Below are 22,609 nucleotides of genomic sequence, written 5' to 3' on the forward strand. Positions count from 1 at the left end.
CTATGCGAGCAATCAATCAAAAACTACTGCGCGATATTTCCAATATGTGGGGCATGGTTTTCGTAATTGCCCTGATGATCACGTGTGGCGCGGCGACATATAACACTTTCATAAGCACACTGGATTCGCTACGTCAGACTCAGGAGTCGTATTATCAGGATTACTATTTTGCCAATATCTTTGCTTCACTTAAACGCGCTCCGAATTCAGTAGCGGGCCGTATCCGCGAAATTGAAGGCGTCAACCGCGTGGAAACGCGCATTCAATCGGGCGTTAATCTCGAAGTGCTCGGTTTTGATGAAACCGTCACAGGGATGATAATCTCACTGCCTGATGAGCAGGAACCGATTTTGAATCGGTTGTACCTGCGCCGGGGACGTCTGCCTGCGCCGTACGTTGACAACGAAATTGTCTTGGGAGATGGATTTGCCGAGGAACATGGCTTTACCGTCGGTGACGAACTTCCCGCAGTTATTAACGGAAAAGAAAAACAACTCGAGATTGTTGGTATTGGCTTGTCTCCGGAATTTATATACCAGGGGCAACCCGGCAGCCTTTCCCCGGATCTCCAGCGGTTCGGCATTTTATGGATGCGGCGAGCTCCGCTGGAGGCCGCCTTTGATATGGAGGGTGTGTTTAATAATGTGGTGTTGTCGCTGACAAGGGAGGCGAATGAAAAAGATGTCATCACGCAGCTGGATCAAATTCTAGACCCATACGGAGGTTTAGGTGCAATCGCAAGAGAGGATCAAAATTCTCACTTCTTTATCACGGAGGAGATGAATCAGCTTAGCCAGACCGCTACCATCATTCCGACTATTTTTATTTTAGTAGCTGCTTTCCTGCTGAATGTGGTTATCGGACGACTGATCAGAACACAGCGAGAACAGATCGGAATCCTTAAAGCCTTCGGATACAGCAACCGCGAAATTGGCGCCCATTACGTGATGATGGTTTCGGTGATTGTGGCAATCGGACTTGCCGGCGGGGTACTGCTGGGATACTACCTGGGGCAGGAGCTTTCAGCCCTGTATGCCAGTTATTACCGCTTTCCCTATCTCAATTTTGTAATGAATCCGTTGGATATATTAGTAGCTTCAATAATAAGTGCCGCTGCGGCTTATAGTGGCGTCTTTTTTTCTGTAAGGGATGCCGTAGCTTTGCCCCCGGCCGAAGCCATGCGACCGGAACCTCCTAAGCTTTACCAGCGTAGCATACTGGAAAAATTGGGTGCTGCTTCCTACCTGGATCAGCCTACCAAAATGATATTTCGCCAGTTGGGCAGACAGCGTGTAAAAGTGGCGTTTGGAGTTTTGGGTGTTGCTTTTGCAACAGCCCTGGTGGTTGTCGGAAGGATGAGTAACGACTCGGTAAAATATTTGGTTGAAGTTGAATTTCGTCAGTCACAACCCTTTGATCTTGGTGTCATGTTTCGGGAGGATATTTCGCAACATGCACTCATGGAAATGGTACGACTGCCGAGCGTCTATTACGGAGAATCTTACCGTACGGTACCTGTTCGACTGATTTCTGAGCACCGAGAGTATCTTACAGGCATTCAGGGATTTCAACAGGATATGAAGCTGAGAAAAATTCTTGATACCCAAGAGCAGCCGGCACAGATACCGCAGGATGGTCTGCTGCTTACCAATAAATTGGGAGATATCCTGAAGATTCAGAAAGGCGACACGCTGACTGTGAAATTCCTGGATGGAAGCCGGCGCTCTGCACGAATAAAAATAGCGGGATTCATCAGCCAGTTTGTCGGAGTAAACGGATATATGAATGTTGATGAACTCAACAAACTGCTTCCGGAGCGGCTGGTAATCAGCGGTAGTTACCTGCTTATTGACAAGAAACAGGAGGATGCTATCACCGCCGAACTGAAAGAGAGTCCCTTTGTGGGCGAAATTATTTCGAAGCAGAAAATTATTGACCGCTTTTATGAGTCCACAGCCCAGACTTGGTTGATCATGGCTCTGTTTATATCACTGTTTGCAGGAGCCACAGCGTTCAGCGTGGTCTATAACAACGCCCGAATTTCACTGTCGGAGCGCAGCCGCGAACTGGCCAGCCTGCGGGTACTTGGCTTCACGCGTGGAGAGATTTCTTATATCCTGCTGGGAGAGTTGGCTATTCTTGTACTGTTGGCGATTCCCATTGGATTTATGCTGGGCTGGGCGTTGACCTGGTACATAGTCTGGGCAATGCAAACCGAGCTGTATCGCATCCCGATGAACATAAGCAGTGCCACATACACCCTGGCAGCATTAGTAGTTATAGTATCAGCTTTGCTGTTGGGCTTCTTCATCCGCAGAAAATTAAACCGCCTGGATTTGATTGGCGTACTTAAAACCAGAGAATAGCTCATGAAAATCACTAAAAAACAAATATACATTTCATCCTTTATAGTATTATTCGTGCTAATTATGGTATGGGGATTCTTGCCGTCGCCTATTCCGGTAACGGTGGACCAGGTTCAGGAAGCTCCGCTGGAAGTGACCATCGAAGAAGAGGGCATAACCCGGGTTACTGATCGATATACTATCTCTGCGCCGGTTGCCGGTTACGTTTTGCGGATTCATTATAAGGTCGGGGATGCCATCGAAGCCGGACAAAAACTTTTTCGGATTCAGCCGGCACCCGACCTTATTAGTGCTCGTCAACGCGAGGTAGCAGAAGCACAACTCGAATCAGCCAGAGCGAGATTAAAGCAGGCGGAAGAAAATCGTAATCTGGCCAGTGAGGAAAAACGCGTTGCCGACCTGGAGCTCCAGCGACTTCTAAACCTATATGAATTGGGAATCGGCAGCGAGCAGGGACTGGATAATACCCGACTTGCAGCACGGCGCGCGGCAGCACAGGAAGTTTCTGCGGAATTTGCTGTAAGTGTGGCAGAACATGAAGTAAAAGCGGCGAAATCAGCTCTCCAGGCATTTCAGGTATCGGGCGGACAGGAGCAGATTTCAATTGAAGCCCCGGTAGCCGGAAGTCTCCTAAAAATTCATCAGCAAAGCGAAGGTACGGTTCAGCCGGGGACACCAATTTTAGAGGTCGGCAACCCTCATTCTCTGGAGGTGAAAGTAGATCTGCTTTCATCGGATGCCGTGAAGGTGGAAAAAGGCACCAACGTTCGAATTAAACGCTGGGGATCGGATGTGGTGCTAAACGGGATCGTAAAGGTCGTGGAGCCATCCGGTTACACGCGGATTTCGGCACTTGGGGTCGAAGAGCAGCGAGTGCCTGTAATAGTAGATATAGTGTCGCCGCGTGAGGAGTGGGAGCGGCTCGGCGACGGTTACAGAGTGGTGGCAGAGTTCCTTATCTGGGAAAGCGATAACGTGTTGCAGGTGCCCTCATCCTCATTATTCCGAACGGCAGGAGAGCAGTGGGCTCTCTTTGTGGTGGATGATGGTATAGCGCGGCTGCGTAATGTGGAAACCGGTCAACAGAGTGGACTTTTTACGCAGGTTCTGGAGGGACTACAGGAAAAGGAATCTGTAATAACACATCCCGACGAGCGCATTCATAATAATGTGAGGGTGGAAGCCCGGAATTAACTTAACAAATCTAAATTAATACCTTAACCTCAGTGTAAGGCCGTAATTATTATGGCTTTTAGCCAAGCGAAATGAAATTGTATCAACCACAACTTCAAACGGTACCTTTTCCCACCTGTGAGTTTCTGTTAATCCGCCAATAATTAATCCCGTAAAAGCCCCACCAGCGGCCCCCAAAATAAATCCTGCTGCAAAAGATTCACCCGGACTAAATAAATCCATACACCACGGATCATCAGGACTACAATTCTTATCAGAAGCTAATGCATACGTTCCAAACAGAAGCCCACCGGATATAGCACCCACTGCTGCACCTCGTCCGGTCCATGTTCTTCGACCAACGCTAATATCTATGCCTTTAACCGAAGAAAGGGCCAGCGATACTGTCGAAGCTTCTTGTGTAAGATGCAGACTATCAACTGATATATTCTGTAACTCTCCTGTAATTCGTGAGGTTACAATATCAGTGTAGGTTACACGAATCGTATCGCCAGGTGACACCTTCCATTCTTGTGCCCAGCTCAAAACTGGCATGGATATTAACAATCCCATTACTATTACTTTCATCAGTTACTCTCCCAAAAGCTGAGTTCTCCATATTATTTGCCAGTCTTCATGTTTGCGAAATACCAGGATATCCGTATTACTCTCGTCAAATTTGGTTTCATCTATCTCATATTTAATCCGATAGGTAAAGTATGCCACAGCCGTATCTTCAACCAGTTCGACAAAAAGATCTGTAATCTTGTAATCGGTTATTACGGCATCCTCAATAAAAAGCAGATAGTTTTCCAGGACATTTTCCACGCCCATAATCCTATTATTTGTTCCCGCTTCAATCATTACCACATGGTCGTAAAAATAGCGATCCAAATTTTCCCCCTCATTATCCATCCAGTCTTCCATGAGGTGTTCAATAATTTGTTCGACTTCTTTTATTCTGGATTTCTGTGCTAGTTCTGTCATTTGTTTATAGTCTCCTTAGTTTTTGTTTTTGCTACCTCTTTCTCCAATTGACCCAGAAACCATTTTACCTGATTCCAATCGGTATATTCTGCATCTTTGGAAGTATCTGTACTGCCTCCGCTTCTTTGTGCGATCAGACGCATAATAAATTTTTTCAAGAAGTTATACTTGGTATAGCGAAGGGCACCGGCCACCTGTTCTACAAAAGTTGGATTCCAGCCAGTTTTATCCAAGAACTTATTCGTGATCTCTTCAAGTTCTTCCTGGTACTCCGATTCATCATGTATAGCTGTCAGGCTTACCGACATGAATGCTGTGGGCATGCTATTTAATATCTCGTGATGTTCCTGCACAAAGTGTTCAACCGAAGATTGATACTTCTCGGCATGAAGTGAAGCACCAATAAGCACTGCGTCAAAACCACCGGGATCTATATCAGGTCCATTGGCATCAGTAATTGAAACCTGGTGACCGTCATCCACGGCCTTATCCCGAAGGTATTCACAAATTTTTTTCGTTTGTCCTTCTGTAGAACCGTAAACAATGAGTAATTTCATAGCGACCAATTTTGTGTTGTTTATAAATTGTTGAACAAAATTAAGTGCTCTTATCCTGGCAAGGCAGAAGGATAACTAGGAGTCTGGAGTAGGATTTTTACCTACAGTAATGACAGGATCGGACTTATAGTAAGACAGAGATAGATTTAGCAGCTTGTAACGTGTTTTAAATCGAAAAAATCAGATCTATGACTATCTCCACCAAATCAACTTCTTTTGCGCTGCCAACTGATCAACTTTACAGACGTTGTGATATAAGTGGTTTTAAATTTAATACTACTGTCGAACTTGAGCCTCTTGATCAACCTCTTATTGGACAGGATCGTGCCCTGCAGTCTGCAGATTTTGGTATTAAAATGCAGCGAGACGGCTATAATATCTATGCCCTGGGACCCGAAGAGACGGACAAGCGAAATCTTTTGGAAATTCTCATAAAAAAGGAGGCTACCAGTCATCCGGTTCCACAGGATTTGTGCTATGTGTGTAATTTTGATGAGGAAAATAAGCCGGTTGCACTAGAATTACCGGCTGGAAAGTCAGTGAGTCTACGGGATATGATGAACAATTTTTGCGAAGATTTGCCCAATATACTGAATACAGCTTTTGAAAGTGAGGAGTATCAGAATCGCCGTCAAAATGTTGAAGAACAACTCAAGAATGAGGAACAGGAAGATTTTATGCATCTCCAGGAAAAGGCAAAAGAACAGGGGTTAGTTATACTTACTACTCCCATTGGATATACATTTGCACCTATCAAAGACGGCAAGGTCATGAGCAAGGAAGAGATTAAAGAACTTTCTGATGAAGAAAGAGAACGGCTGGAAAAAGAGGTGCAAAATTTTCAAAAGGAGCTACAAAAAATATTGAGACAGATCCCTGAGCGTCAACGCAAATTTCGGATGATGCGGGAGGAGCTAAATAAAGAGTTTGCGGAATTCTCTGTGAAAGGGCTTCTTGAAGAGATCGAAGAGGCGTTCAGTGATCAATCCAAAGTTTTGGAGTATCTTCAGCAGGTGAGGGAAGATATCGTTGAGCGTGTAGAAGAGATTATCAATCCGGGTGGTGGCAATCCATTTCTGAAATCCAGTCCGGAAAAAATAAAATCTCCGGCTGAGCACCCGGTTTTATGGCGTTATACGGTAAATATTTTAGTGAATAACGGAAGTCAGAAAGGAGCTCCGGTTATTTATGAAGATAATCCCACCTACAACAATTTAATCGGGCGTATTGAGCATGTATCTGAGATGGGGACCCTCACAACAGATTTTACATATATAAAGCCGGGCGTTTTGCACCGGGCTAATGGTGGTTTTCTGTTACTTGATGCTATGCGTGTGTTAATGCAGCCGTTTGCGTGGGAGGGATTAAAGCGTGTGCTGCAGAGTAACAAACTTAAAGTGGAATCGCCGGCAGATATGTATGGCTTGTATAGTACCATCACGCTGGATCCCGAGCCAGTAGAGGTTAATACAAAAGTTATTTTGATTGGCAGCCGCCTGCTGTACTATCTGCTTTGTGCCTATGATATCGATTTTAAAAACCTATTTAAGGTAGATGTGGATTTTGAGGATGAGATTGAATGGAATGAGGAAAATCAGAAGCTTTTTGCGCGGCTGATTGCAGGAATTGCACAAAAGCATAACCTCAATCCTTTTGACAAGGCGGCAGTCGGTCGCATTATCGAGCATGCCGCTCGCTTGGTTGACGATAACGAGAAAATAACGACTCATATCCGCGATATTGTTGATTTAATGAGGGAGGCAGATTTTTGGGCGCATCAGAAGCAGGCAGATGTGACTTCCCTTGAAGAAGTTCAGAAATCGATTGAACAAAAAATTTACCGATCAGCGCGGCTTCGAGATCGCTATCAGGAAGAGATTCTTCGCGACACTATCTTTATTGATACTGACGGAAGCAAAGTAGGTCAGGTCAATGGTCTGTCGGTAGTCACTCTCGGCAATTCAACGTTTGGACATCCCACGCGGATTACTTCCCGCGTGCAAATTGGCAGGGGAGAAGTCATCAATATTGAGCGGGAAGTGGAGATGAGTGGTCCAATCCACTCAAAAGGAGTACTTATTTTATCGGCGTTTCTTGGTGCCCGGTATGCCATAGAAAAGCCACTTTCGCTCTCTGCAAGTCTCGTTTTTGAGCAGTCGTACGGTGGTGTGGAAGGCGACAGCGCTTCATCAACGGAGTTATATGCCCTGATGTCAGCCATCGGAGAGATACCGCTCAAGCAGTCGATTGCCGTTACCGGATCCGTGAATCAACATGGACAAATTCAACCTATCGGCGGCGTTAATGAAAAAATCGAAGGTTTTTTTGATATCTGTAAAAAGAAGGGGCTGACCGGCGAACAGGGCGTCCTGATTCCAAAAGCAAACGTGAAAAATCTAATGCTTAAACAGGAAGTTCTTGACGCTGTCGAAGATGAGCAGTTTAATATTTATGCTATTCAAACCATTGATGAAGGTATGGAGTTGCTTTCTGATAGGTCAATGGGTGTTCGGGATGAAAAAGGCGAATTTCCGGAGGGAACAGTAAATTATCTGGTTGAGCAACAGCTGGATCGGTTTGCAACGATTCGCCAGGAGTTTGGGACATCTGTAAAAACGAATGGAAAACAGGAGTAGCATGACATGAAAATAAAATCCATACTGGTAATCCTTAGTTATTCCCACTCTTCGGGAGTATTGAAGCTGGCTGCTGACTTAGCTCACAAAACTGGAGCAGAGTTGAAAGCTCTTTATATAGAAGATCAGGATTGGTTTGAGGTCAGCAGTTTTAGTTTTAGCCAGCAGATAAGTGGATTCCAGGGAGAGATCCTGCCACTGACAGAAGAAAATGCTTCTCAGCAGTCACGGGCTTTAGCCGCTCGCTTCAAGAAGGCAGTTGATGCTTTTAGTCAATCACTTAAAATAAAAACTACCTATCACATTGCCCGCGGACCTACTAAAGATGAGCTTTTAGAAGTAGCTGAAGGAATCGATTTCGTAATTTTATCAGGGAATGCTCGTACTGTTGACTTTTGGTACAAGTTTGGAAACACTTTGCGGGAAATTACAGAATGGAATTCTGTTCCTTTACTGATCTGGAACAACGGATCAATTTGGCCGGGCGAAGTGATCGGTGTTTGCATCTCTCCGAATCAAAGCTCCGAAATTATAAACTGGTCGTTGGCAATGGGCGAAATTTTCAATCGCAAAACAAGATTATTTTGGAAGGAAGAACCGGACCTTGAGAACAAAGGAACAGATAATTGGACACTGAAAAAAGTCAGAAGCATTAGTGAGATAAACCATGGTTTGTCGGTGGATTTGTTACGCCATTTTCGCAATGTATTATTTGTTATCCACCGAAAGGATATGAAAACGGAGTTTGAGAAGTTTATGCAAAATCTTTCGAGCTCTGTTTTACTGATCTAAGAATTAAAGGAGCAGTTTCTTGATAAAGTTTTTGTAGGATATATATCTACATTAAAAGTAAGGCATCCCTTCGGCTGTCCCTCAATGAGATTAGATATTATACAATAAGTATTTGCAAATAAATGGGAGAGGTATTCAATGTATAAAAAAGAAGTAATCGATCTGAATCCGCAACACAAAAAGCCCAATATGCCCAGCTATGAAGAGGAGTATGCTTCTTTTAAGTGGGAGCAGGTGAAAGATGAATTGACTGGATTATCCGACGGAAAAGGCTTTAACATTGCTTATGAAGCGGTTGATCGGCATACGGATGGAATTGAAGAAACCAAAGTTGCACTGCGCTGGATAGGAAATAAAGGAGCCCGGCAAGAATTGAGCTATCACAATGTAAAGGAGCAAACGAATCGCTTTGCCAATGTTTTGCAAAACATTGGTATACAAAAAGGTGATGTCGTATGCACGCTAACCGGCCGCATTCCCGAGCTGTATATCTCGGCTCTTGGGACCCTTAAAAATGGCAGTATCTATTGTCCGTTATTTTCAGTTTACGGGCCTGAACCTATTTATCAACGATTGAGCAAAGGAAGGGCGAAGGTTCTGGTGACAACAAAAGCTCTTTATGATAAGAAAGTATCCGATTTGTGGCATCGTCTTGAGAATCTTCGCTATGTTTTGCTTACCGATATTACGGATCATCAGTCAGGCAATGTTCGTTCCTTTCAACGATTGATGATGGAAGCAAGTTCTGAATTTACGATTGCCGAAACGGATCCTGAAGATCGGGCGCTGCTCCATTTTACCAGCGGCACCACTGGAATGCCGAAAGGCGTTATTCATGTCCACGAAGCAGCACTGACGCACTATATTACAGGAAAATATGTGTTGGATTTTCAATCCGACGATATCTTTTGGTGCACCGCCGATCCGGGCTGGGTTACGGGCACTTCGTATGGAATTCTGTCTCCGCTAATGCACGGGGTTACCAATATTGTTGTGGAGGCCGAGTTTGATGCCGAGCTCTGGTATCAGACGTTAGAAGAGCAAAAAGTTACAGTCTGGTATACAGCTCCTACAGCCATCCGTCGCCTGATGCGCATGAATATTGTTGTCCTCAAAGAGTATGATTTGAGCGCTTTGCGTCTGATTCACAGCGTTGGCGAACCCCTTAACCCTGAAGCTGTCCGGTGGGCTGAGAGAACACTTGGCATGCCCATCCTCGATAACTGGTGGCAGACAGAAACCGGTGGAATTATGATCGCCAACTATCCCTCGATGCCCGTGAAACCGGGATCGATGGGCAAGCCGCTGCCCGGTATCGAAGCTGCTATTGTTCATTCTGACAAAGAGGATGGAAGAGCTAAAAGTGTGGATATTGTGAATACACCCGGTGAATCCGGGCACTTGGCTTTGAAGAAAGGATGGCCCTCGATGTTCCGCGGATATTTGGATGAGGAAGAGCGCTACCAGAATTGTTTTGCTGACGATTGGTATCTCACGGGCGACCTGGCCAGCAAAGATGAAGACGGCTATTTCTGGTTTGTCGGACGTGCGGATGACATCATCAAAACAGCCGGACATATGGTGGGTCCCTTTGAAGTGGAAAATGTATTGATAGAGCATCCTGCTGTAGCCGAAACGGCGGTCATTGGAAAACCTGACCCCGTTGCAGGTGAACTTGTTAAAGCTTTTGTAACACTGAAAGAGGATTATGAGCCAAGCGAAGAGCTTAGCTTGGAGCTGAAAGGGTTTGCCCGAAAGCGGCTGGGTTCCGCCGTAGCTCCAAAAGAAATCGAGTTTAAAGATGATCTGCCCAAAACGCGCAGTGGAAAGATCATGAGGCGCTTATTGCGCGACCAGGAACGTGAAAATATTGAAAAGGCATTGCGCTAAAATAGACTCTAATTATGGCAACAAAAGAAAATGTGAGCACACCAAAAAAATCGTCGGCTGATAAAAGCAAGAGTTTACATCTCCTCGAGCAGATGATGCGTATCCGTCAACTCGAGGAAAAAGCTTACGAACTGTATACCCGGGAAAAGATACGTGGATTTTTACATCTGTATGATGGAGAGGAAGCTGTGGTGGTGGGTGTTATTGAAAATTTAGAGGATAAGGATGCCATAGTTGCAACCTATCGCGAGCACGGCCATGCGCTGATTCGCGGCATCTCAATGAACAGCATAATGGCAGAGCTTTACGGCAAGGCCGAGGGATGCAGTCGCGGACGCGGCGGGTCGATGCATCTTTATGACAAAGCAACAAATTTTATGGGAGGATCAGCTATTGTCGGTAACGGGCTGCCGATGGCCATCGGCGTGGCATTGGCTTATAAGCGCCAGAATAAAGATGCGATTGTATGTTGTTTTTTTGGAGAGGGAGCCGTTGACGAGGGGGAATTCCATGAATCACTGAACCTGGCGTCGCTCTGGGACCTGCCGGTACTTTTTGTCTGTGAAAATAACCTTTATTCCATGGGGATGCCGTTTGAGCTGGCAGAGGCCGAAACAAATCTGGTTAAAAAAGCAGAGGCTTATAATGTAAAGGGAAGCAGTGTTGATGGAATGGACGTGTTGGGTGTGCTGGGGACGGCTAGAAAAGCTGTTAGTTACATCCGTAAAAAACAGAAACCCTATTTCCTGGAGTGCCAGACCTATCGCTACCGTGCGCATTCAATGTTTGATCCCGAACGATACCGGTCAAAACAGGAAGTAAAAGAATGGAAGAAAAAGGATCCCCTTTCCACTTTTACTGATCATCTGAAGCAGAAAGGAATATTAAATGATGAGGAATTCAGGCAGTTAAACAAGCAGGTAGCGGAAGAGGTGGAAGCATCCGTACAGTTCGCTGAAAATGGTACAGATGAACCACTTGAAGATATAACAAAATACGTACACAGTGAATGATAAAATACTGCCATCCTGAACTTGTTTCAGGATCTTATAGTCAAGGAGGATCAAATGAATAAAACTATAGCAGAGCAAACTATCACCTACCGACAGGCTGTTCGAGAGGCTATTCGTGAAGCCATGATGAAAGATGACCGCGTATTCCTGATGGGTGAGGATGTAGGCAGGTACGGCGGATGTTTCAATGTCAGCGAGGGATTGCTGGAGGAGTTTGGTGAAGAACGCATTATCGATACGCCTCTTTCCGAGTCTGGATTTACCGGCTGTGGTATAGGGGCGGCCGTAGCGGGAATGCGTCCCATCGTGGAAATTATGACCGTCAATTTTAGCTTACTGGCAGCCGATCAAATCATTAATACAGCAGCTATTTTGCAGTATATGTCTGGCGGGCAGTTTAATGTGCCGGTCGTAATTCGTATGGCTACCGGCGGAGGCAAACAGCTGGCAGCACAACACTCCAGGAGCCTCGAAGGTTGGTATGCCCATATCCCCGGATTAAAGATATTAACACCGGCGACGATCGATGATGCCCGCGGTATGCTGTGGCCGGCCCTTGAAGATCCGGATCCTGTACTCATTTTTGAAAATTCCACGCTTTATAATTCGGAGGGTACTTTAACCGGAAATGGAGCAGAAGTAGACATTCATAAAGCCAAAGTGCATCGCGAGGGCAACGACATCAGTATTTTGACTTACGGCATCGGACTGCAGAAATCGCTCAGAGCAGCTGAAGAATTATCGAACGCTGGCATCGAAGCCGAGGTGGTAGATCTGCGTGTGCTTCGACCGCTGGATAATGAAACTATTTTTAGATCCGTATCAAAAACCGGTCGTGCAGTGGTTGTTGATGAAGGGTGGAAGAGCGGGGGCATCTCAGCCGAAATCAGCGCGCGTATTACCGAGGAGCTTTTATATGATTTGGATGGTCCGGTGGTGCGTATTTGTGGGATGGAAGTGCCCGCGCCTTATGCGAAGCATCTGGAGCAGGCTTCTCTTCCGCAATCCGAAACTATTGTAGATACGATTAAAAAGATGGGAGGACTCCATGGGTAAGTTTACTATGCCGAGCCTGGGATCGCAGATGATTGAAGCTAAGCTAATTCAATGGCACGTTAAGCCGGGAGACACGGTGAAAAAAGGTGATATCATCGGAGAAATCGATACCGAAAAGGGACTCATCGATATTGAAGTTTTTGAAGAGGGCACTATCACGGAACTGTTGGCTAAAGAGGGTGAAGTGATTCCGGTTGGATCGGTAATGGCCGTGATTAATGGGGAAGATGAAACGGATAAACCTGAATCAAAATCGACCGAAGTTTTGGAGGAAAAGATGGAAAAAGCCAGAGAGGATGGGGAGCAGAAGCAGAAATCTGTAACAGAAAAGCCGGCTGTGGAAAAGAGGGAGACGCCTTCAAAACGGGTAAAAGCATCCCCGCTGGCACGACGAGTGGCAGAAGATCTGAATGTTGATATTCGCAAAGTAAAAGGCAGCGGAGAGGGAGGTACGATTCACCGCAAAGATGTGGAAGAATACGCGCAGCAGCAGATTGCTGACGAGACTTTTGAGAAGGAAGCGGATATGGCTGAGCATATTTCAAAAGCCGAGAGTAAAAGTATGCGACAGTCGATAGCCGAAGCCATGAGTAAATCAAATAAAGAAATTCCTCACTACTATCTGGAAATGGATATCGATATGAAAACGGCCCTGGAATGGCTTGCCGCCGAAAATAAAAATCGAGCGGTGAATGAGCGTCTTTTGCCGCCCATGTTGCTTATAAAAGCGGTTGCAAATGTCCTTGCGGAAGTACCGGAGCTCAACGGTTTTTGGACAGATGAAACCATGCATATAGAGGAGGGCATTCATGTGGGATTTGCCATTTCGCTTCGCCAGGGAGGACTTTTAATTCCGGCAATTATCAATGCCGACATGAAATCGCTCGATGAAATACGCACTGATTTTCTAGGTATGGTGACCCGGGCGCGGGAGGGACATTTGCGAAGCCGGGAAGTGAGTAGTGCCACTGTTACGATTACCAGCCTGGGCGAACGTGGTGCCGAGAAAGTATATGGTGTTATTTATCCTCCCCAGGTGGCCTTGATTGGGTTTGGCAAAATCACCGATCGTCCCCGAGCTGTTGATGGCTCCATTGGCATTCGTCCGATGCTTTCTACGGTGCTGGCCGGTGATCATCGTGCTACCGATGGTCATACGGGCTCGCGTTTCCTGGAAAAACTGAATAATCAACTTCAACATCCCGAAACGTTATGAGCACTGAAATTGATACCGTCGTCCGTAACCATCTGCACCGAATTGCCCCGGAAGCCGACCTGGATCAATTAAATCCTGATGATGATTTAGGAACTACTTTGGATATTGATTCCATGGATTTTTATAACATGATGGTGGGCATCAGTGAAGAACTCCAGGTTGATATTCCCGAGGAAGAGTATGGTAAGCTGCGTACGCTGAGAAGCATCAATGAATTTCTGAGCGAGTCGGTGGGGGAGAGGTGACAGTCCAACACTTGAGCTTAATGAGCTACTTTATACAAAAATATGATCCGGGACGTACATAAGTTTCGTTGAAATAAATTTGAAGAGCTCACTCCGCCCCGACTGTCTTTGGAGCACCTTACAGGATTGGAATTAGTAGCTGCCAGTTGATGGTAAAGAAATTCCTGGTATCCTTCAATCCAGCCGATCAAATTCCAGTGGTTTACGCAGCAGAGCTGAGCTCTGTTACTTAGTTACTTAATATCTCAATCACCTTATCACTACTTATTCCCTCTTATACTTGCCGACAAGTTCAGCTTTCCCCACAATATGTCCATCCATGGCATCAATTAACTGCTCCTTCGTAATTCCGGGCTTCATATCCAGTAGAGTGTCCAGCGCATATAATTTCATGTGATAATTATGAGTACCACCCGGGGGACATGGTCCACCATAGCCATGAGATTTAAAATCATTAACACCGTGAATAGCTCCATTTGATAGCTTCTTATCGGTAGGGATATTCTCTTCCAGTTCCGATACATCAGACGGAATATTGAAAAGCACCCAGTGAACCCAGGTCTTGGTCGGGGCATCAGGGTCGTCAAAAATAATTGCAAATGATTTGGTTTCCGCAGGAGCATTCCGCCACTTAAGAGGAGGTGATATATTTTCACCGTCACAGGTATATTTAGTCGGAATTGATTCCTGATTGGCAAAAACGCTACTCTCTAACTTTAATGACATATTATCCTCTCTTTTTTTAGCTAAAAGTGTATGTTATTGATTATAAGTTAAGCTTCAGGAAAGAGATGCCAAAAATCCACTATCCTTTAGTAAGGGTTTCCCTGTCGATATTTCTCAGGGGTATAAATTACTATTGAAGAAAATTAAAACATACAAGAGGGAGTGATGAAAGGAAAAGTAGCTATTATTACAGGTGGGGGATCAGGAATCGGAAGGGCAACGGCAGAGCTTTTTGCTGTTCATGGTGCTTATGTTGTTATAGCTGATAAAGATATAGAAGCAGCCAAAGAAACTCTGCAGCTGGTAAAAAAATCAGGAGAAAAAGGCATAGCCCTGGAAGTGGATATAAGTCAGGAGAGTCAAATTAAGTCGATGGTTGAAGAAACAATCGATAGATTCGGACAACTCGACTACGCCTGCAACAATGCCGGTATAGAGGGTGAACAAGCTCTAACGCCGGACTGTTCTTTAGAGAACTGGAAGAAAGTGATAGATGTCAATCTCCGAGGCACATGGCTGTCTATGAAATACGAAATTCCTGAAATGCTGAACGATAACGGTGGAGCTATCGTAAACATTTCATCCATCGCAGGCTTGATTGGATTTGCTGGAATTCCGGCTTATGTATCAAGCAAACACGGTATCAACGGATTGACTAAAACGGCGGCCCTGGAATATGCTGACAAAGGCATTCGCGTAAACTCCATTTGTCCCGGTGCTATTCAAACAGCGATGATCGACCGTTTTGTGGCTGATCATAGTGAGGAACGCAAAAAGCTGATTTCAGCTCATCCGATGGCGCGTTTCGGCCGACCCGAAGAAGTAGCCGAAGCAGTCGTCTGGCTATGTTCCGATAAAGCATCTTTCATAACCGGTCAAACACTTGCGGTTGATGGCGGTTACACAATTCAATAATTGCTGCCTAAAACATTATAGCTGTAATAATCAGAAAATAAATCGCTATTGATAAAACGTCTTGTATGACCGTAGCTATAGGACCGCTGCCGAATGCCGGATCAATATCAAAGGCATTGAATATGAGGGGCAGTACCATTGCAATGACTGTAGCTGTTGAACAAGCAGCCAGTAAAGATAAACTGGTGGCCAGAGCAAGGTTGGTATCATCCCAGTTCCATACTAAAACTGGATAAGCAGCAACAGCTAATATTATTCCAATGGATATACCCGTGACCAGCTCCTGCCAAAGTGCTTTTTGGATACTCACACCAACCGAGAGACCACGTACAATGATGGTCTCGGTTTGGGTACCTACAGCATCAGCCAAATACACAATACCCGGAATAAAGAATGCGATAGCCAGCTCTTCCTGGAGCCTGGATTCATAACCACCTACAATTTTAGCTGCAACAAAGGCACCGAGTAATCCGAGCAAAAGCCAGGGAAGACGGTGCCAGAATCGTTTGAGTACCGGTTCCTGCAAGGCTGCCCTTGCTTTAAAAACTCCTGGCATAAAACCGCCCAGCCTGCTAAGATCTTCTTCATGTTCCTTTAAAAGAACCTGTAGCAACAGGTACGGCGGAATAAGTCCGCGGAATTCACCGTTTCCACTAACAACGACCAAAGCTGATTCCTTATGACGAACGGCGGTCCAAGCTGCTACTTCTGGATCTGCACCTGGTTTTATCAGAGGAGGATCTTTATCCATAACTGTTCCTGCAATGGTGTGATCACCAGCTGCAAACAGGTCTTCAATGCGAATTATTCCTAAAAACTGTTGCTCGTCACAAACAATGATGTGTGATGCACATTCAAAAACTTGTTCTGTTAGTTTTTCGCGTATTGTCAATACATCTGCATCGGCAGTAACAACAGGTACGGATAATGTAGCAAGGTCGGTTGTTATATTTAATGAGGGAACAACTGGAACTTGTGATATGGTGGAATATTGGGTCAAATCATTGTTTTTTGCTGGTGTTTTCTGTTGATCTGTTCATCAAATGCTAATTCCTCTTTCAGCAGTACTTCCAGTATTTTTTTATCAGTTGAAAAGTTTAGTTCTTCTGCCATCGAAGTCAGTTCACGATACACAGTAATCATACACTGCGTGATTCGGTGAAGGGATGTTACAATTGCTCTTTCAATGATCACTTCTCCTGAACTTCTTTTAACGACTTCTTTCGTTTCAGCAATCATCGACTTCATCGTCCGGCAGTGTTCCTCCTCCATGTTGGCATCATGACCTTCCAGGATTTCTTCAAGTTGTGAAGTGTGTGACCGGGTGGCCAGGAGATGAGTTTTTATTTGATCCTTTAGTTTATCTTGCGGTGCCTTCTCCATAAAAAACTGTAGTTCCGGTATAAGTAAAACCTCGGCGTGATAAATATCACGAACGAATTCCAGATATATATCTTGAAGTGAGTTTATTGGTTTCATGTCTTTGTATACAGATTAGTTTGTTCGTTATTCAAAATCGGGTTCAACCATCTCTTTTCGACCATTTTCGTGAACTTCTTCGATTTCAGTCATTGTAGCTTCGGTAAGAAGAAGTACACTGGCAACAGAAACTGCATTTTCCAAGGCTACTCTCACAACTTTTGTGGGATCGATAATGCCCTCTTTAACAAGATCTACATATTCGTTTTTTGATGCGTCAAAGCCATAATTCCCTTCTCCGCGACGCATATTTTCAACAACCACGCCGCTGTCGGCTTCCGAATTTTCAGCTATTTGCCGGGCGGGAGCTTCCAGTGCCCGACGCAATATCATTATGCCGGTACGTTGATCTCCTTCAACCTGTTGAGCTTCTTTTTCGACGGCATCGATGGTGAGCAACAGAGCCAGACCTGCTCCCGGTACGATACCTTCTTCCACTGCTGCTTTGGTAGCACTAATGGCATCTTCGAACGCTTCTTTCCGGCTTTTCATTTCGGTTTCCGAAGGGGCTCCCACATGAATGACGGCAACTCCGCCGGAGAGTTTGGCCAGCCGTTCCTGCAGTTTTTCCTTATCATACTCTGAGGTAGACTTCTCCATCAGTGATCGGATTTCATTACAGCGCCCCTCAATTGCTTCTTTGGTACCTTGTCCGTTGACAATCGTTGTTGAATCCTTGTCTATGATTACTCTCTGTGCTTTTCCGAGCATGTCGAGAGTTATATTTTCAAGTTTGATGCCGGTTTCTTCGGATAAAGGTTGTCCACCGGTCAGAACAGCAATATCCTGCAAAACTTCCCGGCGACGATCACCAAATCCCGGTGCCTTGACCGCAGCACAGGAAAGTACACCACGCAGACGGTTTACAACTAAGCTCGCAAGGGCCTCTCCATCCACATCTTCGGCTATTACCAGCAAGCTGCGATGTTGTTCGACCAACTGTTCTAGAAGGGGAAGCAGATCCTTCAAATTGCTTATCTTTTTATCGTATAGGAGAATCAAAGGCTCATCGAGGATGACTTCCATTTTTTGGGAATCAGTAATGAAATAGGGTGATAGATAGCCCCGGTCAAACTGCATGCCTTCTACCACTTCCAGTGATGTTTCTGTACCCTTGGCTTCCTCTACGGTAATCACGCCCTCGGATCCTATCTTTTCGATTGCTTCTGCTACCAGTGATCCAATAGTACTGTCATTATGGGCTGAAATAGTTGCTACCTGCTCTTTCATTTTCAGGCTCTTAACCGGACGCGAAAATGTCTTCAAAGCATTAACAGCTACTTTCAATCCTCTGTCTAAACCTCTTTTCAGTTCAATAGAGCTTGCTCGCGCAGCAATATTGCGAAGGCCTTCCGAAAATATCGTATATGCCAGTATGGTGGAAGTAGATGTCCCGTCACCCACAAGTTCTCCGGTACGTTCGGCGGCTTCTTTTAGAACTTCTGCTCCAATGTTTTCTTCCGGATCTTTCAGTTTAATTTCTTTGGCAATAGTAATGCCATCATTGCAAATCAACGGTTTGCCCCATTTTTTTTCAATTAGCACAGATTTGGATTTCGGTCCCAAAGTAACGCGAACAGCATCATATAACACTGTTGCACCTTTTAACACTTTCTCTCGTGCTGCTGATCTAAAAGATACTTTTCTATAATTCATAGCGTGTATTCCCTCGATTTGATATGAGTTTAGAGTAGAATTAAGTTCTCTCTGTATTTTGAACATTCAAGAGTGAAGAATAACAGCTATCATTTTTTATTGACAGAGAGATAACCCGCTTATTTTGGGTAGTCTAAAGTTGATTACAGATGTGAGGGTTTTACTCGCGTGGAAAGCAAGAAATGGAAACTGGAATTAACCTGCATTAAGGTCAGGATTTAAGAATGGGTTCTTTAGCTGTAGCTTCTTCTTTGCTCTCCATGATTTTCAGCAGGGCGGGGAGCAGGATCATTGCCGCCAGCAGTGAAAGCCCGATTCCCAGTATAGCTACTTCACCAATGGAGCGCATCCCCGGGTGTATTGAGAACAGCAGCCCACTGAATCCCAGCATTGTGGTTAATGCACTTACGGTAATGTGTTCACCGGTTGATCGGAGGATTTTACTTATGGATCCTTTGCCTTCTTCAAGATAGCGGTGGACAAGATGTATACCACTGTCATCTCCGATTCCGAGAATGGTGGGAAGGACTACCAGGTTATAAAAGTTGAGTTTCCAGCCTATGGTATCCATCAGCCCAAAGAGCCAAATAAAACTGGCGGCCAGTGGCAAGAGAGCCAGCACCATCCATTTTACTCTGTGCAGGATCATCAACTTTAAGAGGATAATAAAGATGATCGTCAGCACCAGCATGACAGGTGCTTCGGCCATCATCAGGCGCAGCATATCGGATGCCACAATCGAGGTGGATCCGGCATGGTAAACCTTTCCATCCGGCAGAGTAACAGTTCCAACATCGTCGGCAAAAGCCATTGAATTTCTACCATCCGACAGCCCCACGGAAGGATGGATGATCACAAGATTACCGATTGTGCCGGAAGCAGAAGTAAAAGGTGCCCTTAAAAAATCAGGAATACTGTCGACCGGTATTTCAGAGCTCGGTGATGCCGCCATTCGCAGGCGTTCGAGATCTTCCGTTTCAGAATTTTTCAGGAAGGGATCATTAAGCAGTTCGCGTATTTTGGAAAGCCGTTCAATTTTTTGCCGGGTTTCACCTTCTGTAAAGGGATAGCGATCCTGGAAAGTTTCCACATCTCGAATAGTGGGTGATTCATTATCAGCTGCTTTACGCTTTCGCAGTACTTCTGCTACTCGTGGAGCTTCAGATGGATCATCAACAATAATGTAGGCAGCATTGCGCGTTCTTCGGTCGCTGTACACTTTCGACACCAAACTATTCAATTCCCTGTATTCCTGATATGTGGGCTCCAGTTCTCCAAAATCGTACTCAAATTGCAGATCGGGTAATTTTGCCAATGATATAAGGGTAGCTACGATGCCAATACCAACAACACTCACCGAAAGTATTTTCCAGCGCTTTGAGGACAGTGAATTGTTAATTTTGATTTTCTTTTTTGGTGCCTCGACACGCTGGAGTTCAAGAAGCGGACTACGTTCCAGTAAGACTAAAAGAGCGGGCAGAAAAAAAGTATATGTTACTATGGCTAACAACAATCCGACGCCGGCAATTAACCCGAATTCACTGAATCCCTTGAAATCGGCCAGCACCAAAATTAAGAAGGCTGCTGCAGTTGTTATGCCTACGGCAAATATGGCTTGTCCTGTAGTCATAAAGGTAGTAGTGATGGCTTCTGTAACGGATTTTTCATCACCGCGCTCTTCGGCATAGCGAGCAAAAAAATGAATTCCAAAATCGATCCCCATCCCAAAAAGGAGTAAGCCGAGTGTGGAAGTCATGATATTAAGATTCCCGTAAAGCAGATAGGCCATTCCGAAGGTCCAGCACAGACTGATTACAAGCGGCAGTGCCATAATCAACAGGTAGGAGGGGATCTGCTTTAGCTGTTGGAAGACCAGCCTGAAGGAGTAGTGATTTCCGATGCGGATGCGATAGCTCTTGAAAAAGAAATACAACACTACAACGGTCATGAGCATCAGAACGCCGGCACCGAATGAATCAATGACATCGCGCGTGATGGTTTCGATCTCTATCAACGTGCGGATCATTCGTCCGGCGGCTACCACATTCATATCAGGATGATAAGACGATGGATTAAGCTGGTCGATCAGCTCATTCAGATCGGAATAGGCATCACGAATGAATTGCAGGTCGGTTTGGGATCCGCTGGGAAAAAATTTAACCACCATGATAGTGGAATCGGCCGAGATAAGATATTCCGAGCCTACCAATTCATCATATTTTTGATTTAGTTCTTCGCCCAGCGAATCGGTATCAAAATAGCCCTCATCTTCAAGATCAAAATAAAAAGGATTGGCTTCTTCCTTTGCTTTCCGGATAGTAGTTTGAAGATACTCTTCCAACAGATCCAGTTCGTCATCGGTGGCAAAATAGAGGGCGTTATTTTTCAGGAAGTTTATATTTTTTCGGAATTCGGCGCGAACAAAATATGGAGAATCATAATTTTGACCGGTCAACTCGAGAGCGGGATCTATCAGCGTCTCGGCGAACTGTTTGTTTGCCTCAAACGAGGGACTTTGAATGGCTACGGCTACTTCGTGTTCACCACCAACCTGGTCGCGCAACGTATTTAATGCCTGGACGCTTGGATAATCCTCCGGTATCAGCTTGGCCAGGTCGTTGTCAATTCTAAGATTTGATGCGAGCAAAAATCCAATGCCTGCCAGTATTATGCATAAGGTGACCGTTGCAAGCGAATGCCGCAATATATAGCGCAAAAGAGGTAACAAATGTTCGAACAGCCAGTTAATCATTGGGAGGCGGCATTAGGAGATTGCTTTTGCGCAGTGATGGTCCGCTGTATCCAGTAATAGTATACCAGGCTTCCCAGCCCGAAGAATATCAGCAGGATGTTAAATAACCAGCCGAGCCAGGGTAGATTTACGAGGAGTGCGATAATTATCAATCCTATTGCGAAGCCCCAGTAGTACATAGGGGTGACCAATTCATCCCGGAAAAATTGTATGCTCAAAACTCCGAGCACCATGGCTACCAAAAGATAGCTGATAAAAAGAGCCAGAATGTATAGCAGTATCAGGATGATTGAGAGCGGAATAGTGAGTACCAGTAGCATCAGGATAAGGATGACCACCGGCCAGATGATAAATGATAACAGTCCAACACCAGTATTAACCAGATATCGTTCGGTCGAAAAGCGGTAGATATCTTTGGCTGTTCGCTGAAAGATTCTGATAAGTACCAGTCCCGTAACTAACAGGGCAAGATAAAAACCGATCTTAAATAAAATACCCGGCCAGATACCAGGCTCATTGACAGTGATATTTAAATTATTCGGAACTTGTCCTATGTTTTCACGGTGAACAGGCTCGTCGCTGGTAATATCGGTTCCGTATTCCGCTTCGTAATTTGCCCCAAAGGTGAAATCGTCGCCATAGAGTTTAGCCTTATTTCTGATTGTACCATTCAAATTCATTTCATCAGCAGCCGCCGTAAGCTGTCCTTCAATGGTACCTCCTTCAACAATTAAAGTAGCCGCTGCGATATAGGCATTCCCCTGAATATCGGCACTGTCTGTTAATCGGACCTCCCGTCCCGCCACAAAAATATCGCCTGATATTTGACCGTCAATGATGAGCGTTTCCGCGGCTCCCAACAACAAATCACCTATTGTACCACAAAGTGTTATTCGACGTGCGGCAATGATGGCATCGTCTTCAATATTTCCGTCTATGGAGATTAGTTCTGCCGCCGAAAAAAAATCATTGCCAATCCATCCGAGCACCTCCACAGTTTGTCCGGCCGCAAGCAGTTGATGTTGTAGCGAATCGCTTTGCGAAACCCGGATAAACTCACCGCTCCTGTAGTTGCTGCCTTGTGCTGTTGCTATACTCTGAACTCCCGATACTATTAACAGAATGAAAATTATTTTTTTCATAGGTCCTC

Annotated in this window: 19 protein-coding genes; 10 read left to right on the forward strand and 9 right to left on the reverse strand. The window is 45.1% G+C overall.

Annotated elements, in window-relative coordinates; all coding sequences use genetic code 11:
* Nucleotides 1-2 precede the first annotated feature (2 nt).
* Both ACT3ID_RS04170 and ACT3ID_RS04175 read left to right on the forward strand, forming a co-directional pair.
* A complete protein-coding gene (locus ACT3ID_RS04170) occupies nt 3-2,366 on the forward strand; it encodes an ABC transporter permease (RefSeq protein ID WP_491540732.1) in 2,364 nt (787 codons plus the stop codon).
* A 3-nt stretch (nt 2,367-2,369) separates the two neighbouring features.
* The gene (locus tag ACT3ID_RS04175) at nt 2,370-3,560 is read left to right on the forward strand and encodes an efflux RND transporter periplasmic adaptor subunit (protein WP_491540733.1); all 1,191 of its coding nucleotides are present in this window, start codon (nt 2,370-2,372) and stop codon (nt 3,558-3,560) included.
* Nucleotides 3,561-3,575: 15 nt separating this feature from the next.
* Here ACT3ID_RS04175 and ACT3ID_RS04180 read toward each other — a convergent pair whose 3' ends face one another.
* From ACT3ID_RS04180 to hemG, 3 genes are read right to left on the reverse strand one after another with little or no spacing between them, the layout of a single operon-like run.
* The gene (locus ACT3ID_RS04180; RefSeq protein ID WP_491540734.1) at nt 3,576-4,112 is read right to left on the reverse strand and encodes a hypothetical protein; all 537 of its coding nucleotides are present in this window, start codon (nt 4,110-4,112) and stop codon (nt 3,576-3,578) included.
* Nucleotides 4,113-4,130: 18 nt separating this feature from the next.
* Nucleotides 4,131-4,526, reverse strand: coding sequence for a nuclear transport factor 2 family protein (locus ACT3ID_RS04185; RefSeq protein ID WP_491540735.1), 396 nt, complete (start codon nt 4,524-4,526; stop codon nt 4,131-4,133).
* On the reverse strand, nt 4,523-5,083 hold the full coding sequence (hemG, locus tag ACT3ID_RS04190) for a menaquinone-dependent protoporphyrinogen IX dehydrogenase (RefSeq protein ID WP_491540736.1): 561 nt from the start codon (nt 5,081-5,083) through the stop codon (nt 4,523-4,525). Before hemG ends, ACT3ID_RS04185 begins: the two co-directional genes overlap by 4 nt.
* A gap of 188 nt (nt 5,084-5,271) precedes the next feature.
* On the opposite strand from hemG, the gene ACT3ID_RS04195 reads away from it, so the two are divergent.
* The 7 genes from ACT3ID_RS04195 (at nt 5,272) to ACT3ID_RS04225 (ending at nt 13,931) form a co-directional block, all read left to right on the forward strand.
* Entirely contained in the window at nt 5,272-7,719 is a 2,448-nt protein-coding gene (locus ACT3ID_RS04195) for a Lon protease family protein (protein WP_491540737.1), read from the forward strand.
* 6 nt (nt 7,720-7,725) lie between these two features.
* Entirely contained in the window at nt 7,726-8,511 is a 786-nt protein-coding gene (locus ACT3ID_RS04200; RefSeq protein ID WP_491540738.1) for a universal stress protein, read from the forward strand.
* A 138-nt stretch (nt 8,512-8,649) separates the two neighbouring features.
* The gene (gene acsA, locus ACT3ID_RS04205) at nt 8,650-10,401 is read left to right on the forward strand and encodes an acetate--CoA ligase (RefSeq protein ID WP_491540739.1); all 1,752 of its coding nucleotides are present in this window, start codon (nt 8,650-8,652) and stop codon (nt 10,399-10,401) included.
* 14 nt (nt 10,402-10,415) lie between these two features.
* Nucleotides 10,416-11,414, forward strand: a complete 999-nt coding sequence (pdhA, locus tag ACT3ID_RS04210; protein WP_491540740.1) for a pyruvate dehydrogenase (acetyl-transferring) E1 component subunit alpha — start codon at nt 10,416-10,418, stop codon at nt 11,412-11,414.
* Between the two features lie 54 nt (nt 11,415-11,468).
* Nucleotides 11,469-12,470 carry an alpha-ketoacid dehydrogenase subunit beta gene (locus tag ACT3ID_RS04215; RefSeq protein ID WP_491540741.1) on the forward strand — a complete coding sequence of 334 codons (1,002 nt, stop codon included), beginning with the start codon at nt 11,469-11,471 and terminating at the stop codon, nt 12,468-12,470.
* Entirely contained in the window at nt 12,463-13,686 is a 1,224-nt protein-coding gene (locus ACT3ID_RS04220; RefSeq protein ID WP_491540742.1) for a dihydrolipoamide acetyltransferase family protein, read from the forward strand. The genes ACT3ID_RS04215 and ACT3ID_RS04220 overlap by 8 nt, the downstream gene beginning before the upstream one ends.
* Nucleotides 13,683-13,931 (forward strand): acyl carrier protein, encoded by a 249-nt coding sequence (locus ACT3ID_RS04225; RefSeq protein ID WP_491540743.1) that lies wholly within the window; start codon nt 13,683-13,685, stop codon nt 13,929-13,931. Before ACT3ID_RS04220 ends, ACT3ID_RS04225 begins: the two co-directional genes overlap by 4 nt.
* 264 nt (nt 13,932-14,195) lie before the next feature.
* Here the strand turns inward: ACT3ID_RS04225 and ACT3ID_RS04230 are convergent, their stop codons facing one another.
* Entirely contained in the window at nt 14,196-14,657 is a 462-nt protein-coding gene (locus ACT3ID_RS04230; protein WP_491540744.1) for a YbhB/YbcL family Raf kinase inhibitor-like protein, read from the reverse strand.
* A gap of 165 nt (nt 14,658-14,822) precedes the next feature.
* Between ACT3ID_RS04230 and ACT3ID_RS04235 the strand changes: the two genes are divergently transcribed.
* The gene (locus ACT3ID_RS04235) at nt 14,823-15,572 is read left to right on the forward strand and encodes a glucose 1-dehydrogenase (protein WP_491540745.1); all 750 of its coding nucleotides are present in this window, start codon (nt 14,823-14,825) and stop codon (nt 15,570-15,572) included.
* 7 nt (nt 15,573-15,579) lie between these two features.
* Here the strand turns inward: ACT3ID_RS04235 and ACT3ID_RS04240 are convergent, their stop codons facing one another.
* From ACT3ID_RS04240 to ACT3ID_RS04260, 5 genes are all read right to left on the reverse strand, one after another.
* Nucleotides 15,580-16,572 (reverse strand): magnesium transporter, encoded by a 993-nt coding sequence (locus tag ACT3ID_RS04240; protein WP_491540746.1) that lies wholly within the window; start codon nt 16,570-16,572, stop codon nt 15,580-15,582.
* Entirely contained in the window at nt 16,569-17,051 is a 483-nt protein-coding gene (locus tag ACT3ID_RS04245; RefSeq protein WP_491540747.1) for a YciE/YciF ferroxidase family protein, read from the reverse strand. Before ACT3ID_RS04245 ends, ACT3ID_RS04240 begins: the two co-directional genes overlap by 4 nt.
* 27 nt (nt 17,052-17,078) lie before the next feature.
* Nucleotides 17,079-18,707 (reverse strand): chaperonin GroEL, encoded by a 1,629-nt coding sequence (groL, locus tag ACT3ID_RS04250; RefSeq protein ID WP_491540748.1) that lies wholly within the window; start codon nt 18,705-18,707, stop codon nt 17,079-17,081.
* A 211-nt stretch (nt 18,708-18,918) separates the two neighbouring features.
* Nucleotides 18,919-21,459: an efflux RND transporter permease subunit gene (locus tag ACT3ID_RS04255; RefSeq protein WP_491540749.1), complete on the reverse strand. Its 2,541-nt coding sequence runs from the start codon at nt 21,457-21,459 to the stop codon at nt 18,919-18,921.
* A complete protein-coding gene (locus tag ACT3ID_RS04260; RefSeq protein WP_491540750.1) occupies nt 21,456-22,601 on the reverse strand; it encodes a bactofilin family protein in 1,146 nt (381 codons plus the stop codon). The genes ACT3ID_RS04255 and ACT3ID_RS04260 overlap by 4 nt, the downstream gene beginning before the upstream one ends.
* Nucleotides 22,602-22,609 lie beyond the last annotated feature (8 nt).

The sequence above is a fragment of the Fodinibius sp. GM108 genome, from assembly GCF_058386985.1.